Source organism: Methanobrevibacter intestini (assembly GCF_047402955.1).
GTDB lineage: Archaea > Methanobacteriota > Methanobacteria > Methanobacteriales > Methanobacteriaceae > Methanocatella > Methanocatella intestini.
This window is the reverse complement of sequence record NZ_CP187956.1, coordinates 491,363-503,989: the sequence shown is the minus strand read 5'-3', so window position 1 is coordinate 503,989 and position 12,627 is coordinate 491,363. Positions and strand designations below refer to the sequence as shown.

General features: G+C 29.4%; 15 protein-coding genes, 1 tRNA gene and 1 other RNA gene. 15 read left to right on the top strand and 2 right to left on the bottom strand.

Translation table 11 applies throughout. The features are described 5' to 3' along the window. The first annotated feature begins 153 nt into the window (after positions 1–153). Together mtnA and ACMC9J_RS02260 are read left to right on the top strand one after the other, a co-directional pair. Positions 154–1,083, top strand: coding sequence for an S-methyl-5-thioribose-1-phosphate isomerase (gene mtnA, locus ACMC9J_RS02265; protein ID WP_019267808.1), 930 nt, complete (start codon positions 154–156; stop codon positions 1,081–1,083). Between the two features lie 41 nt (positions 1,084–1,124). Beyond that, positions 1,125–1,898 carry a CPBP family intramembrane glutamic endopeptidase gene (locus ACMC9J_RS02260; protein ID WP_427003625.1) on the top strand — a complete coding sequence of 258 codons (774 nt, stop codon included), beginning with the start codon at positions 1,125–1,127 and terminating at the stop codon, positions 1,896–1,898. Here the strand turns inward: ACMC9J_RS02260 and ACMC9J_RS02255 are convergent. Beyond that, the gene (locus ACMC9J_RS02255; RefSeq protein WP_427003482.1) at positions 1,882–2,886 is read right to left on the bottom strand and encodes a class I SAM-dependent methyltransferase; all 1,005 of its coding nucleotides are present in this window, start codon (positions 2,884–2,886) and stop codon (positions 1,882–1,884) included. The genes ACMC9J_RS02260 and ACMC9J_RS02255 overlap by 17 nt on opposite strands. 73 nt (positions 2,887–2,959) lie before the next feature. Between ACMC9J_RS02255 and dph5 the strand changes: the two genes are divergently transcribed. The 4 genes from dph5 (at position 2,960) to ACMC9J_RS02235 (ending at position 5,792) form a co-directional block, all read left to right on the top strand. After that, the gene (gene dph5 / locus ACMC9J_RS02250; protein ID WP_019266578.1) at positions 2,960–3,772 is read left to right on the top strand and encodes a diphthine synthase; all 813 of its coding nucleotides are present in this window, start codon (positions 2,960–2,962) and stop codon (positions 3,770–3,772) included. Between the two features lie 284 nt (positions 3,773–4,056). Beyond that, positions 4,057–4,212 carry a hypothetical protein gene (locus ACMC9J_RS02245; protein ID WP_019264690.1) on the top strand — a complete coding sequence of 52 codons (156 nt, stop codon included), beginning with the start codon at positions 4,057–4,059 and terminating at the stop codon, positions 4,210–4,212. A gap of 227 nt (positions 4,213–4,439) precedes the next feature. After that, on the top strand, positions 4,440–5,363 hold the full coding sequence (locus tag ACMC9J_RS02240; protein WP_019266577.1) for a coiled-coil domain-containing protein: 924 nt from the start codon (positions 4,440–4,442) through the stop codon (positions 5,361–5,363). A gap of 3 nt (positions 5,364–5,366) precedes the next feature. Next, positions 5,367–5,792: a hypothetical protein gene (locus ACMC9J_RS02235; RefSeq protein ID WP_019264688.1), complete on the top strand. Its 426-nt coding sequence runs from the start codon at positions 5,367–5,369 to the stop codon at positions 5,790–5,792. On the opposite strand, the gene ACMC9J_RS02230 is transcribed toward ACMC9J_RS02235, so the two are convergent. Further along, positions 5,784–6,536, bottom strand: a complete 753-nt coding sequence (locus ACMC9J_RS02230) for an archaeosine tRNA-ribosyltransferase (protein WP_427003624.1) — start codon at positions 6,534–6,536, stop codon at positions 5,784–5,786. The genes ACMC9J_RS02235 and ACMC9J_RS02230 overlap by 9 nt on opposite strands. A 189-nt stretch (positions 6,537–6,725) precedes the next feature. Between ACMC9J_RS02230 and hdrC the strand changes: the two genes are divergently transcribed. The 9 genes from hdrC (at position 6,726) to ACMC9J_RS02185 (ending at position 12,626) form a co-directional block, all read left to right on the top strand. After that, positions 6,726–7,751, top strand: a complete 1,026-nt coding sequence (hdrC, locus tag ACMC9J_RS02225) for a CoB--CoM heterodisulfide reductase subunit C (protein ID WP_019264686.1) — start codon at positions 6,726–6,728, stop codon at positions 7,749–7,751. Between the two features lie 22 nt (positions 7,752–7,773). Continuing rightward, the gene (hdrB, locus tag ACMC9J_RS02220) at positions 7,774–8,670 is read left to right on the top strand and encodes a CoB--CoM heterodisulfide reductase subunit B (protein WP_019264685.1); all 897 of its coding nucleotides are present in this window, start codon (positions 7,774–7,776) and stop codon (positions 8,668–8,670) included. 268 nt (positions 8,671–8,938) lie between these two features. Further along, positions 8,939–9,205 carry a DUF749 domain-containing protein gene (locus ACMC9J_RS02215; RefSeq protein ID WP_004033134.1) on the top strand — a complete coding sequence of 89 codons (267 nt, stop codon included), beginning with the start codon at positions 8,939–8,941 and terminating at the stop codon, positions 9,203–9,205. Further along, a complete protein-coding gene (locus tag ACMC9J_RS02210) occupies positions 9,202–9,726 on the top strand; it encodes a DUF2096 domain-containing protein (RefSeq protein ID WP_019266573.1) in 525 nt (174 codons plus the stop codon). The genes ACMC9J_RS02215 and ACMC9J_RS02210 overlap by 4 nt, the downstream gene beginning before the upstream one ends. 13 nt (positions 9,727–9,739) lie before the next feature. Beyond that, on the top strand, positions 9,740–10,429 hold the full coding sequence (locus ACMC9J_RS02205; protein WP_094516406.1) for a metallophosphoesterase family protein: 690 nt from the start codon (positions 9,740–9,742) through the stop codon (positions 10,427–10,429). Positions 10,430–10,564: 135 nt separating this feature from the next. Then, a complete protein-coding gene (locus tag ACMC9J_RS02200) occupies positions 10,565–11,497 on the top strand; it encodes a 2-phosphoglycerate kinase (RefSeq protein ID WP_019264682.1) in 933 nt (310 codons plus the stop codon). After that, the gene (locus ACMC9J_RS02195) at positions 11,457–11,849 is read left to right on the top strand and encodes a CBS domain-containing protein (protein WP_019264681.1); all 393 of its coding nucleotides are present in this window, start codon (positions 11,457–11,459) and stop codon (positions 11,847–11,849) included. The genes ACMC9J_RS02200 and ACMC9J_RS02195 overlap by 41 nt, the downstream gene beginning before the upstream one ends. A gap of 311 nt (positions 11,850–12,160) precedes the next feature. Then, positions 12,161–12,476, top strand: an RNA gene (ffs, locus tag ACMC9J_RS02190) — signal recognition particle sRNA. Between the two features lie 66 nt (positions 12,477–12,542). Next, a tRNA-Ser gene (locus tag ACMC9J_RS02185) sits at positions 12,543–12,626 on the top strand. The last annotated feature ends 1 nt before the right edge of the window (position 12,627 follow it).

Here is a 12,627-nt window from a genome sequence, read left to right as displayed (position 1 = left end):
TGGATAGTTCATTAGGAAGAAAAGCATAATTTTAAAATTAAAAAAACTATTAATTATATTTTATTTAATAGATTTAAATTAGAAACTAACGGGGAATTATGCTTTTCCTTTTTTTAAAGATTTATTATTTCTAATTAACAGAAGGTATTATTTATGAAAACACTTGAGTGGGAAGATAATAAATTAAAGCTTATTGATCAAACAAAACTTCCAGATGAATTGACTTATGTTTATTGTAATGATTATAGGGAAGTTATTGTAGCTATTAAGGATATGATTGTTAGAGGTGCTCCAGCTATTGGAGTTGCAGCTGCTTTTGGGATGGCATTAGCTGATTTACATGGTGAAGATTTAGATAAAGCTGCAGATGAAATTAAAGCAGCAAGACCAACAGCTATCAATTTATTTTGGGCAGTTGACAGAGTTTTAAATAGTGATGATCCATTAAAAGAAGCTTTAACTATGTATAAAGAAGATATTGATACTAATTTAGCTATCGGAAGACATGGTGCTGAGATAATTGAAGATGGGGATACTATTTTAACACATTGTAATGCAGGAGCACTGGCCTGTGTTGATTATGGTACTGCTCTAGGCGTTATTCGTTCTGCATTCCATCAGGGAAAAAATATTGATGTAATTTGTGATGAAACACGTCCGAGAGGTCAGGGGGCCAGATTAAGTGTTTGGGAAATGCAGCAGGAAAACATTCCTGTTAAATTGATTTCTGATGTGGCTTCCGGTTTTTTAATGTCTCAATACAAAATCAATAAAGTTGTAATTGGTGCAGATAGAATAGCTAAAGGTGGTGTTGTAAATAAAATCGGTTCTTTAATGGTTGCTTTAGCAGCTAATCATTTCCATGTTCCATTTTATGTAGCTGCTCCATTATCTACTTTTGACATGAATGCCTCTGTATTTGATACTGAAATTGAAGAAAGAGACGGTGATGAAGTAAGATATTATGGGGGATGCAGAATCTGTCCTAAGGGAACTGAAGTTATTAATCCGGCATTTGATATTGTACCAAAAGAGCTTATTACAGGTATTATAACTGAAAATGGAATTATTGACCCAATTTAGGTGATAATATTAATGAAAAATTTTCACAAAAACATGTTATTCTGTTCAGCATACTTTTAGCATTGATTTTTGTTGTGATTTTTGGATTTGGAGCAGTAACTATTGCTTTAATATTTATACTACCTCCAGAAATACTTAGTTTGCCTGCAATGGATTATGTTTTATCTTCAGTTAACAATCTTGTTGCCTTTGTTGTTTTAATAATTATAGCTAAAAAAATCGGATTGTTTGATGATATTCCATGGAATGTAAAAGGAGTTTTTAAAGGGTTGCTTTTAGGAATTCCAGTTTTATTGTTCTGTTTAGTTCAATTGTCTGGAATTTTGGAATCAACTTATGATTACAGTATTGTAATTAATGTATTTGGGGTGGTAGCTGCTTTAATTTACTGTGTTGCAATAGCTTTATGGGAAGAATTCCTTTGTCGTGGAGTTATTCTTACAAATATGCTTAAAAAATGGGGCAACTCTAAGAACGGCATAATTAAATCAGTAATTTTATCTGCATTTATATTTGGTACTGCTCATGTTATTACTGGTTTTGGTGGGGACTGGACTAATACAACTATTCAAATAGTTTATGCATCATTTATGGGGTTATTATTTGGTGTTATTTATATTAAAACAAAAAGTTTGGCTTCCACTATTGTTCTTCATTTCATATTGAATTTGACAGCTTATACAATGCCATATGTCATGCCAAATTTCCAATCTATGAATCCCCTAACATTTATATTGTCAATATTTGCATTTGTCTGTCTTTGGGTTATTGAAACTTATGTTTTAATTGATGATATAACTAAAAAGTTACCTTAGCATCAATTGCAACATGCCACATTCCTGGACTGCTGGATTTAACTTTGCGGGTATTTAAAATCTCAACTTTTTTATTTTCTTTTTTTGCAGCTTTTTGCAGGCGTTCTATTCCCTGCCCATAGGAGTCAGAAAATTCATAATAGTTTATAATTCCATTGTTTGCTATTAGGGTCATAGCCAAATCTAAAAAGTCATAGGCAAGTCCAGGTAAATTCATTATAATTCTGTCATAATTTTTGTTTAGATTTTTGCTGACTTCTCTGATATCTCCACAAATGGATTTAATATTATGTAACTTGTTTAAGCGGATATTTTCATTTAAGTATTTTATTGCATTTTCATTAATGTCAACAGCAGTAATTTTTACATTATTGTTTTTAGCTATTACTGTTGGAAACGGACCGATTCCACAAAACATATCTAAAATATTTTCATTTTCTTTTACACTATCGCTTACTCTTTTTCGTTCAGTAGCTAGTCTTGGTGAGAAATAAACTTCCTCAACATTTAGCTTTAATCTTGTTCCATGTTCTTTATGGATTGTTACAGGATTGTTTTCACCGGCAATAAGTTCTAAATCTCTAATTCGTATTGTTCCATGGATTGCACTTTTTTTCATATAAACTGATTTTCTTTTTGTAAATTCTAAAGTAGCTTTTCCGATTTTTGATTTTTTTTCTTCTAAATTTTCAGGAATTTCTACAATTACAATGTCTCCGATTATGTCAAATGATGTTTTTAAATCTTCAATTTCTTTAGAAGTCAAATCATCTTTAAGCAATTCACTTATATTTTTAGGATATCTTTTCATTGCTTCTAATTCAACATCAACAATTTCATAATCACACTTAAAATCCGGGGTATTTATTGGTATGAAACCATAGTCATCTTGTGTTTTTATTTTATAATCCATATTCATTAACTGTTTTTCCATTAACTTTTTTCTGGTGTTATTTAATTCTTTTAATGGAACTTTAACTGATTTCATATTAAATACCTCTAATACACTAATTTTTGTTTTAATGTTATTATAATATTTTCTAAAACAACACTTTTATACTATGTTTTTAAAATCTTATAATATGTTTTATTTAGTTGGATTAGGATTATTTGATGCAAAGGATATTAGTCTTAAAGGTTTGGAATGTTTAAAAAGTGTCGATAAAATTTATGCGGAATTTTTCACTTCCAGGTTATTTGGTTCAAGTTTTGATGAGATTGAAGCTCAGATTGGTAAAAAAATTGAAGTTTTAGTTAGAAATGAAGTTGAAGAAGAAAGTAAATTTTTAGATGAAGCTATTGATTCAGATGTAGCTTTGATTACAGGTGGGGATCCTTTAATAGCTACTACTCATAGTGATTTTTTGGTTCAATGTTCTAAAAAAGGCATTGCTTATGAAGTAATTCATGGATCATCTATTTTATCTTCTGCACCAGCTATTTCCGGACTTCAGGGTTATAAGTTTGGTAAAGTTACAACCATTCCTTTCCCGGACCATAATTTCTATCCAAAATCTCCATACATAGCTATTGAAGAAAATTTAGCTATGGATTTGCATACTTTAGTTTTGCTTGATATTCAAGCTCATAATGACCGTTACATGACTGTTAATCAGGGTTTGGAATATCTGATGAATATTAAAAATACTTTGGATTATGATGGCGCAATTACTGAGGATACTTTGGCTGTTGGTATTGCAAGAGTAGGTTCTAAAGATGTTGTTGTAAAAGCAGGTAAAATCAGCCAGTTAATTGATTATGATTTTGGAGGGCCTCTTCACTGTATTGTAATTCCTTCCAAACTTCACATTGTTGAAGCAGAATATTTAGTTGAGATAGCTGGAGCTAACCGTGAAATTCTTGATGAAATTTAAATTAAAATAAGGGGAGAGAAGTAGAACGTGTTTTTTGGATTTTCTACTTCTTAAATTCAATGAAACATATCTTAATATATTTTTGGAGATTATAAAATGGTTGACTGATGTTCATTGTCTGACATGAATTTTACTTCACATCGTATTATACTTTATTTTCATGATATATAAATGTTTTTATTTAATTTTTTAGAAAATTAATGTAATTTTTGTTTTTTGTTTAGCGAATTTATGTGAAAAAACACTTGCTAATTTATGTATAATAAGTTACAGTAGTATTATACATGACAAAAAACAAACGTGTAACCATTACTATCAATAATGATTTGGACTTGCATTTTCGTAAACTGGCTTCTTCTAAGATGCTTTTTGAAACAGGGTGGTATTCTAAAGCTGTTGAAGAGGCAATTGAGTTGTGGATTGAAAATGAAACTCTTTAAATTTTTATTTTTTTATTTTTTTTATTTTTGAAGTTAATTGGATTGTATTTTCTTGATTTGTTTAAGTACAGCTAATTTCTACAGGGCAATTTAACAATATCTTATTTTATTTGTTTACAAACTGGAAAGAAAATTGTAATTGCATAATGGATTTTAATTAATCTCTTACTTTTTTGGATAAACTATTTAAATTAATAAATTGTATTTATTATTAATAGGTGTTCAAAATGGAAAATGATGATTATAGGACTGTTAGGGTCTATACTAAAAAGTACACTAGTAAAGACAAAGATGGTAATGTTATTGAAAAGGAATCAAAACAAAAACAGGTTAGCCTTAAAAAAGAAGACCCTTTTGAAGATAATGATCTTGTTCGTGTTCTTTCAAGTGAAGAATATGAAGAATTAGTTGATAATCAGTTTTCTCAAGAAAAATTAGATGATTATGAGGAAATTATTAATAAAAAAGATAATCAGATTGCTGATTTAAATAATCAGATAAATATACTTAAAAATTCATTTTTTGATGATGTGGATGATTTAAAAGAACAAATTAAGGATAAGGATGAATTAATTAAAGCAAAAGATGAAATTCAGGAACTTAATAAAAAACTTAATAAAGTGGATGAAGAAAGAGTAGCTATTTTTAAAGAACTGGATTATAAAAATAAGATGATTTTAGCTTACAATGTAGAATTGAACAAATCTATTCTTAATGCAATTAATGTTGTCATTGATGAAGCAAGAGATAATATTAATAAGAGAAATGCCCAATTGGTTGAAGATTTGGAAAATTCCATCTCTAAAGCTAAACATGATGTAAATGAGAAGAATAAAGCTATAGCATTTGAGATAAATAGTACTATTGATGACATGAATGAGCAAATTCGTGAGACAAGTATGATTAAAATGCTATTAAATAAAAATAAGATTAATTTAAGAGTACCTACTGATGATTTGCTTAAGCCTTTTGAGTTTGATTTCAGTGTTGAACAATTTTTATCAGGTCAGGCACTGGAACTTGATGCATCTGAAATTCTAAAAGAAGTAATGCCTAAACTTCCAGAACCATTTTCCAAATATATTGACACATTAGATGATGTGGAAGATGAAATAGCACCTATTGATGTTAAACACAAAAAAGGAGATTAAATCATGGAATTTAGAAGTGTAAACACTCCAAATTTAACTTTTAAATATCCTGTCACATGGGAAAAAGAAAAAGCAGATACTTATAATAATCCTGATTGTGTAGCTACTTTGTCTAAAGGGGAAGAAAATTTACTTAATGTGGTAATGTTTCCAACAAGGACAAATATTGAAGATTATAAGTTATTTATGGAAGATGCTATTAGTGATGATGGGGGGGTTATTTTAGAATCAGATTTTGTTGAAATAGCTGGAAAACCTGCTATTAAAACACATGCAAATATGGATACTCCTGATATCAACTTTGATATTCACAATTATGTGTTTATAGAAAATGGAAATATTTATATCTTTGAATTAAGAACTGTTGAAGCTTCCTTAGAACCAGTTACAGAATTTAAAGATATGATTAATACTTTAATATTAAAATAGCTGACTATATTCTAAAAGATAATTTTTATGCTCTTTGTCTAATATTTTTAAAGCAGAAACATTTTGGGGATTGGTAAGTGACCTTTCTTCAACTAAATTTCTTAATGAACTATTTTTCATATGAGTCTGAATTTCTTTAATTACAAAATTAAGAGTTTCAATGTTTTTTTCTTCAAGTTCGTCTCTTGTTATATTTTCATAAATCGGATAAGTTTCCAAGTCATATGTTTTAGTTGGAGTTAATAGAACATTTAAATAACTGTAATAATTGCCGGAATCTGCTAAAAATCCATCAACACCCATATAAGCTAATAGCGGCATAAATGATGGTTCAGCAAATGAAAATATTAAATAGCTGGTTGGATGCATATTTTTTCTTAAATTAACAATCATATTGCTGAGGTCTCTTGGATGTAATAATAATTCGTCACTATTAGCTATTATAAATCCATTGTAACCTATCTTTTCTAATTCTTTTAAGCATTCAACTCTTAAATCAATGTATTTTGAACCTTGTATTGTAGCTATGTTACATTTATCTGCATTTTCTTTAGCTAGTCTTAATGTTTCTTTAACATTAAATTGTGCAATTTCACGGTCAATATTATATGCAGATCCTTCGTAAGGTGCTATTTTAATGTCATTTTTAAAAAATAATTTAGGAGTAATTGTATCATTTATTTTTCCAACTCTTCCAGGTCCATCATGTGATTTTATTTCAAATTTTTCAATCAATTTAAACATTCCATTTATTTTCTTAACATTATATATGGTTTTACTTTCTATTTTAAGGTTATCCAAAATATAATCATTAGTGTAATCTTTTAGGTTACACTTTTGGAAATTTTAGTAACCTTTATATATGGTTTTTTGATAGAATATTAGTATGGATTTGAGGATTATATTCCTATGATTATCCAAGGTGTGTTTTCAATGTCTATTATTGATAATCTAAAATCTCTATTTAAAAGAGGTAAAGATAATGAAGAAAAAGGTATTGATGATTTAAAATCTGAAGATACCAAAGTTACATCTTCCAATAATTTTGATAAAAGTATTGTTTCTGGAACTAAAACTACTGAACCTATGGTTAAGATTAATATTAGTTCAGATGATGATGAGGATATGACTTTTAAAAAAGACGTTAAAACTTCTGAAACTAGTGATGTTAAAGAAAACGAAGAAATTGCTCCTAAAATTGATGATGTAGAGGAAAAAACTGAAGTTCTTGACGAACTGGATATTTTGACTGATGATTCAAATGAGGATGATGAAGTTTCTGAAGATGAAAATGACACCACTGAAACTGAAGATGAATCAATTGATGAGTCTGAAGAAGTAGTTAACGACGAAAAAGTTGAAAACGAAGTTTCAAAAGATAATGATAAAAAGAGAGATAATATGACTTTATTGACTGATAAAGAATTATTAACCGATGCAAATCGTGATAAAGAATTTACAGCAGAATTCATTGATGCTGGAATTGAAACAGTTAAACATTGTTTCCAATGTGGTACCTGTGGTGGAAGTTGTCCTTCTGGAAGAAGAACTCCTTATAAAGTAAGACAAATAGTAAGGAAATGTTTACTTGGATTAAAAGAAGAAGTAATTTCCGATGACGCTTTATGGATGTGTACTACCTGTTACACTTGTCAAGAAAGATGTCCTAGAAGTGTTAAAATCGTTGAAATCATTAAAAAAGCACGTAACGTTGCTGCTCATGCAGGTTACATGGCTCTTGCTCACAAAAAAACTGGTTTATTTGTAATTAAAACTGGTCACGGAGTACCTATTAATGATGCAACTAAAGCTTTAAGATCTAAAATTGGTCTTTCAGAATTACCTGCAACCACTCATTCATTCCCAGAAGCTTTAGAAGAAGTACAAAAAATATGCGAAATCACTGCTTTTGATGAATTAATTGGTTATGATAAAGCAACCGGAGATTTAAAAGAATAAATTAATTGAGGAGAGTATTAATATGGAAATTGCATACTTCTTAGGTTGTATTATGAACAACCGTTACCCTGGTATTGAAAAAGCAACCAGACAATTATTTGACGCATTAGATATTGAATTAAAAGACATGGAAGGAGCATCTTGTTGTCCTGCTCCTGGTGTATTTGGTTCTTTTGATGAAAAAACATGGGCTTCCATTGCAGCTCGTAACTTATCCATTGCAGAAGATATGGGAATGGATATTATGACTGAATGTAATGGTTGTTTTGGTTCTTTAACTGAATGTAATCACATGTTAAAAGAAAGTGAAGATAAAAAAGCAGAAATTAATGAAGTTTTATCTGAAGTAGGTAAAGAATTCAAAGGAACTACTGAAGTAAAACACTTTGCACAAATCTTAAGAGATGATGTAGGATACGAAAAATTAGCATCCCTTATTGAAAAACCTTTAGACTTAAATGTTGCTGTTCACTATGGATGCCACTTCTTAAAACCAACTGCTGAAATCGGTATTGAAGACCAAGCAGAAGATCCATCTATCTTAGATGATTTAGTTGAAATCACTGGTGCTAAATCCGTACCTTATGAAGACAAAATGATGTGCTGTGGTGCAGGTGGAGGATTAAGATCCAGAGATTTAGATGTAACTTTAAGCTACACTAAAGAAAAACTCGAACACATGACTGAAGCTGGTGTAGATGCTATTGTTAACGTATGTCCATTCTGTCACTTACAATTTGACCAAGGTCAAACTGAAGTAAATGATAAATACGGAACTGACTACGCATTACCTGTTTTCCACTTAGCTCAATTATACGGATTAGCTATGGGATTAACAGCTGATGATTTAACTTTAGATGCACAAGCTATTGATGCAGCTCCTGCTTTAGCTAAAGCATTAGGTGAAAACGCTAAATAATTGTAAGGATTAATTTCCTTTCAATTTTTTCATTTTTTTAGACATTGAAAACACACTTTGGTTTTAATCATTGAATGAAATTATTTTTTCATTCATTTTTTTGTAGATTTTTTTTAGTTTTATTGTTTTTTATCATTTGCATTTTACAATTTTAAATTTTAGTTTTATATTTTACGAATAGTTCGTAATTAACTTTATATATTATTAGTATAAAAGATATGATTGTTAAATTCAATGATTTAAATTAAATATATTTTAAGGTGATAATATGTTTGTAGCAACATTAGATGGTATATTTAAATATCCAGATATTCCTGAAGAGTACGAACCATACGTACAATTCAAAGCAACTATTGAAAAAAGAGAAGTAAAAGATGGTGATGATTTAGCTATATTAAGTATTTCAGGTACTGATAGCCACCATGTATTATTTTTAGATTCTTATAATAATATTAGAGAAATTGAAAAAGAATTAAAAGATGCGGATGCTAAAATCAATCACACAACCTTAAAAATCATAGGTGGACACTTATGAGTTTGCCTTCTGAGCAAAATTGGTTAATTGTTTTTAATCTTTTAACTGATTTAAATAAAAAAGGTTATGATATTCCTAAGGGAATTAGTCCTGAATTAGGTTTAATCAGATCTTCAATAAGCTCATATAAAAAAGATCCATCTCATCCTGATTTAATTAATAGTTTAGCTAAAGCTGAAATGTCTTTAAATAATATTCAAGAAACACTCTTGGAATTAGCTTCACAGGAAAGTGAAGAATATGTGGATAAATGGTTAGGTTTATTCAAAGATGCAATGCATGGTAAAGAAGTTTTTGAATTTCCTAAATCTCGTTCAACATTCATTGTTAACACTCCTCCGGGATTAACAACTGGAAGAATAACATTGAAAAAAGCATTGGCTGAAGAAAGAGTTCAAGAAATAGCTGAATGGAATGGCCTTATAATCGAATTTGAAGATGATGTTACTGTTGATCTTCATGGGGATAAAGAAGATCTTAAAACAGGTTTGAAAGAAATGGGGTCTTTCTTTTTAGAATAATTAAGTGGTATTTATGAAAATTTTAGCAATAAGTGACGTTCACGGAGAGGACAACGAGAATTTATACAAATATCTTAATAATAATGACATTGACATTGTTATTATTACTGGAGATATTACTAATTTTGGTCCATTGGAATTTGTTGATGAATTTATTAGCAAAATACTTGACTGTGACTGTGAAGTAATGGCTGTTCCAGGTAATTGTGATCCTGCAGGAATATGTAAAGCAATTAGAGAATCAGATGCAATATGCTTACACAATAACATTTTATCTTTTGATAATGTTGTTTTATTTGGATATGGTGGTTCCAATCCTACACCATTTGATACTCCTGGTGAAATTCAAGATAATAAAATTTATGGGGATGTTTATGAATTGTTAGCTAATTATGATTTTGTAGCTAATGATGAAGTACCTAAAGTAAAAATATTAGTTACTCATGCTCCTCCTTATAATACTGGTGCAGATTTAACTGAAAGCGGAGACCATGTGGGTAGTCAAGGAATATTAAAATCTATTCATGAGTTCCAACCTCAAATTAATATTTGTGGCCATATTCACGAAGCAAAATCCATTAGTAAAATTGGAACTACTACTGATGTAGCTAATCCTGGAATGCTTAAGGATAATGGTGCAGTTTTAATTGATATTGGTGAAGGTTCTGATTATACAATTAATATGATTTCTTTAGATGGATAAATAGTTTATTTATCTCTTTTTATTCTTTTTTTATTCTTTTTTCAGTAGCAAAAATCAAATCACAAATTTTATTTAATATTAATTTAAGATATCTATTTATATTCCTAAAATTAAAATAATTAGTTTGTGATTATTATGATTATGATTAAAGGTGCTGTTGGTAAAAAGAAGTACAAAGAGCCTTTTTCAAAGGGCATAATGGCTCGTTCTTTATACATCACTGATTTAGGCTACGATAAATCTTATGAAATAGCTACTTGTATTGAAAATAAACTTCTTGAAGAAAATATTTCTGAAATTTCTATTGAAGATTTAGCTATCTTTGTAACTAATTATCTGAAAAATTATGTTGATCCTGTTCTTGCAGAGAAATATATTAAATGGAGAAATGTTAGAAAATCAAAAGAACCACTTATTATTTTAATTGGTGGAGCTTCAGGAGTTGGAACTTCATCTATGGCATTTGAATTAGCTAGTCGTTTGGGATTAAAGAATTTAATTAGCACAGATATGATACGTGAAGTTATGCGTAAAATAGTTTCTCAAGAATTAAGTCCTGTTATTCATAAATCTAGTTTTAATGCATATGAAAGTATTAGAACACCACTTTTAGGTCCGGATCCAGTTGTTGAAGGTTTTATTAGTCATGTGGATGTTGTGAATGTAGGTGTGGAAGCGGTTATTGAAAGAGCATTAAAAGAAGGAATCAGCATAATTATTGAGGGCGTTCATATAGTGCCGGGATTCATAAAAGAAGACCTTATTCGTAAAAGTAATGTTATTTTATTTACATTAATTGTTAGAGATGAAAATACTCATAAATCCAGGTTTTATTCAAGGTGTAGGCAACCGTGGGTTAAGAGGTCACTTGATAATTATTTAAGCAATTTTCATTTAATTAGAAAAACTCAGTCTTTTATGATTGACCAAGCAATAAAACATAATTCAAAAATTATTGATAATGTTGATGTTACATATACGATTGATATAATGGTTAATGATATTATTGAAAAATATGGAGGAAGTTATGATGTTAAACAAGAAAGTAAAAGAAATAATGACAACTGATGTAATTACTACAACTTCTAATGTGGATGTAGTTAATGCATTTGAAGAACTTATGGAACATAAAATAAGTGCAATGCCTGTTGTTGATGATGGTAAATTAGTAGGTATTATTACTGCAACTGATTTGGGCCATAATTTAATATTGGATAAATATGAGTTAGGAACTGATGTTAAATCTATTATGATTAAAGATGTTGTAACTGTTTCACCTGAAAACACTATTTCTGAAGCTATTGAAACTATGAAAGCTAATGCTCCTGATTCAAACATATTAAATCAGTTGCCTGTTGTTGAAAATGGTAAATTGGTAGGGATTATTTCAGATGGAGACATAATTAAGTTAATTTTCTAAATTCTTTCATAATTTCTATTTTTTTCTTATTTTAATAAATTTCCATGGTTTATTGGAATAAGTTTTTTTTCCAGTATTCTGTTTTTCAAGTTATTATTTTTAAAATAATCTAAATTTTGATTTTTAAGTTGTTTATTTTAAAATACTTTTGTATTTAGTTTAATCAAATTTAAATTATTATTGTTTAATATAATCAATTTATAGCTATTTTTAGAGATTAAAGAGTGTTATATGTTTGTTCTAGTAATGGGCGTTTTTTCTAGAATTGGAATTTTTTACCTAACCTTTATATAATATTAGTCTCATATATGTATATGGCTAGACTGGAGGGTTAGGGGTCCTCTGTAAGCACACACCCCCTTTGGTGCAGTTGAAGTTCAAAAGGCGGCTTTTTAAGGAATTATGAGCCTAAGAAAAACGACATAGAAACTTCGTCCTACAGGATTGATGGTGATAGGACTTTTACTGGAGGGTAAAAGTTAATTATCTTAAATATGGGAACGTGTCAGGCCCGGAAGGGAGCAGCTCTACTATTAACAGTTGATGCTTGTAGAACCACGGGGTGGAGTTGGGTTTTTTAGATAACTTATAGTTTTGAGATTAGTCCACTTTTGAACGTGCCATTTTTATAAAAACAATTAACTTTATTAATAAGTTTAAACAGATTATATATTACTTTGTTTTTTATATATTGTCGGGATGGCCCAGCCTGGTACGGCGTCGGACTGCTAATCCGATGATCTTATGATCACACGGGTTCAAATCCCGTTCCCGGCGT